Annotated in this window: 3 protein-coding genes and 1 pseudogene; 1 reads left to right on the top strand and 3 read right to left on the bottom strand. The window is 53.7% G+C overall.

The features are described 5' to 3' along the window. On the top strand, positions 1–927 hold a 927-nt coding region (locus H1R82_RS14225), incomplete at its 5' end, for an Rqc2 family fibronectin-binding protein (RefSeq protein WP_181821709.1). Between the two features lie 91 nt (positions 928–1,018). Here H1R82_RS14225 and pyrE read toward each other — a convergent pair. From pyrE to H1R82_RS14210, 3 genes and pseudogenes are all read right to left on the bottom strand, one after another. Then, positions 1,019–1,591 (bottom strand): orotate phosphoribosyltransferase, encoded by a 573-nt coding sequence (gene pyrE / locus H1R82_RS14220; protein WP_181730804.1) that lies wholly within the window; start codon positions 1,589–1,591, stop codon positions 1,019–1,021. Between the two features lie 17 nt (positions 1,592–1,608). Next, a complete protein-coding gene (gene pyrF / locus H1R82_RS14215; protein WP_181730805.1) occupies positions 1,609–2,322 on the bottom strand; it encodes an orotidine-5'-phosphate decarboxylase in 714 nt (237 codons plus the stop codon). 13 nt (positions 2,323–2,335) lie between these two features. Then, positions 2,336–2,763: pseudogene (locus H1R82_RS14210) on the bottom strand (carbamoyl-phosphate synthase large subunit); the annotation flags it as partial.

Genomic DNA, 2,763 nt, shown 5'->3' with positions numbered 1-2,763 from the left:
CGCACCGATTCCATCAGCGAACTTTTGGACCATTTTTATTACGGCAAAGCCGAACGCGACCGGATCCGCCAGCAAACCTCCCAGCTGATGCGCAAGCTAAAAAACGAAGTGGATAAAAACAAGAAAAAGATCAAGATCTTGCAAAAAGAATTGAAACAAGCGGAAAAAGCGGATCATTACCGCATGCTGGGAGAACTGGTCACAGCCAACCTGCACCAAATCAAACGGGGGGAAAAAACGGTTGAGGTGATCAATTTTTACGACCCGGACGCCCCGTCCCTGACCATTGAACTTGATCCCACCTTAAGCCCGGCGGAAAACGCGCAACGATACTTTAAAAAATACAACAAATTAAAAGCGTCCCGAAAATGGAACCAAGAACAGATCGAAAAAGCCCGTGCCGACATCGAATATCTTGAATCGGTGCTCACCCAAATCGAAAATGCCGGGTTGAACGATATTGAACAGATTCAGGAAGAATTGGCGGAAGAAGGCTGGCTGAAAAAAACTTCCCGGCAAAACAAGCCGCGCAAAAAAGAAGCTCCCGTTCCTTACGAGGCGACGGCAAGCGACGGGACCCCGATTCTGATCGGGAAAAACAACAAACAAAATGACTACTTAACCCACAAGCTGGCCGCTTCCTCCCATATCTGGCTGCACACCAAAGACATTCCCGGTTCGCATGTCGTCATTCGTGCCAGCGAGGTCCGGGAAGAAACGCTTCTGGAGGCCGCCATGTTGGCCGCCTATTTCAGCAAAGCACGCGATTCCGCCCAAGTGCCGGTCGATTACACCCGGATCAAACATGTCAAAAAACCGGCCGGCGCCCGCCCCGGATTTGTCACTTACGATCATCAACAAACGATCTATGTCACACCGGAAAAAGAAGTGATCATGCGGCTTTTAAACAATCAAACCCAAAAATGACGGCAAAAAAGGAGTCAGAGGAAATCAGACTCCTTCAATTTTGCAAAACAAAAAGGCCCCGCCATGGCGAAGCCTTCGGGAGCCGCGATCCTCACCGGTTTCCGCGGCTTCCCGGTTTGGTGACGGGGATCCCTTCTTTGCACAAGGGACAATCTTCGGGGGCAAAACTTTCGATCTCCACCTTTTTCAAAGACAGGTAAGGCTGACGGAACGGATTTTGCCCGCCGGTCCGGTCCACAATGGAACCGACGCCCACCACGTCTGCTTTTCTTTCTTCCAAGAGCCCGATCACTTCTTTGACCGATCCCCCGGTGGTCACCACGTCTTCCACCACCAATACTTTTTGTCCCGGAGCAACTTCAAAACCGCGCCGAAGTTGCATCACCCCGTCTTTTCGCTCGGCGAAAATACACGGCACATTCAGGGCACGGGCCACCTCATGGGCGATGATGACTCCGCCGAGGGCCGGTCCGACCACCAGATCCACGGAGATGCCTGCAAATTTTTGGGCCAACGCTTGTCCCGTTTTTTCGGCATCAGCCGGATGCATCAAAAGCTGTGCACATTGCATATACCGGGCGCTGTGGCGCCCCGAGGACAAAAGGAAATGCCCTTCTTTCAGCACCCCTCTGCGTTTTATCGCTTCATCCAAAGTCCAAGCCATCTGTTCCACTCCTTTTTTTAACGTATCTCTTCCACTAGGGACTGAAAGGCTTTTTTCGGATCCGGCGCTTGTGTCACCGGCCGGCCGACCACCAGGTAATCGGCTCCGTTCAACACGGCCTCCCGGGGAGTGACGATTCGTTTTTGGTCGTCACTTGAAAAACCTTGGGGGCGGATGCCGGGGGTCACTGCCAAAAATCCCGTCCCGGTCACTTGTTTGACCCACCGTGCTTCCAACCCTGAGCAGATCACCCCGTCCATCCCGGCACCGCAGGCCAGCGACGCCAATTTCTGCACCGACTCACGGACATCCCCCGGGATACCGAGTTCCTGGTTTAACATCTTCTGATCCGTGCTTGTCAGCTGGGTCACCGCCAGCAATTTCAACCGGCGGGATCCGTCAGCATGCTTATCGGCAGTCTCCCGCGCTTTCTCCATCATTTTTCTGCCGCCGGAGGCATGGATGGTGACAAAATCCACCCCCAACCGGCTGAGCGATTCGATCCCTTTGGCCACCGTATTGGGGATGTCGTGCAGTTTCAAATCCAAAAAGATGGTATCGCCGGCGTTTTTCCGCTTCTCCACCCATTGTGGTCCCGCGGCGAAAAACAGCTGATACCCCACTTTGATCAACGGCCGTTCGCCCGGATCCCAAAGAGAAAGCAAGTGGTCTGCTTGCTTCTCATCCGGAACGTCCAACGCAAGAAAGATTCGGTTTTGCGGATTTTCCATGGTTCCTCCTCCTTTACACCAGCATCCGGGCAGGCTCCGGCTTTTTGAGCGGTTCCGCATGGAATTGAATCGATTCCAGGGTTTCCAACAGAGCTTGCACCGTGTCCAACGAGGTCAAACAAGCAACGCCGTGTTCCACCGCTTCCCGGCGGATCCGGAAACCGTCCCGTTCGGGCGTTCTTCCCCGCGTCCAAGTGTTTACAACCAAATCGGCTTTTCCCTGGCGGATCCAATCCAGAATGTTGGGCGATCCTTCCTTCAGCTTGTTCAGCCGCTTCACGGGCAGGCCGGCTTTCTCCAAGATTTCCGCCGTGCCTTGGGTGGCGACAATGTGGTAACCCAAATCATAGAATCGTTTCATCAAGGGAAGGGCTTCTTCTTTTTCTTTGTCCCCGATGGTTGCCACCACCGTGCCGAAGCGCGGCATCTGGATGCCGGCAG

The sequence above is a fragment of the Thermoactinomyces intermedius genome (genome assembly GCF_013912365.1).
Lineage (GTDB): Bacteria > Bacillota > Bacilli > Thermoactinomycetales > Thermoactinomycetaceae > Thermoactinomyces > Thermoactinomyces intermedius.
The sequence above is the reverse complement of the archived record's forward strand: the minus strand, read 5'-3'. Positions and strand labels throughout refer to the sequence as shown.

Coding starts and splice junctions, on each gene's coding strand:
- pyrF (WP_181730805.1), bottom strand. CDS start 2,322: ATGGAAAATCCGCAAAACCGAATCTTTCTTGCGTTGGACGTTCCGGAT.
- pyrE (WP_181730804.1), bottom strand. CDS start 1,591: ATGGCTTGGACTTTGGATGAAGCGATAAAACGCAGAGGGGTGCTGAAA.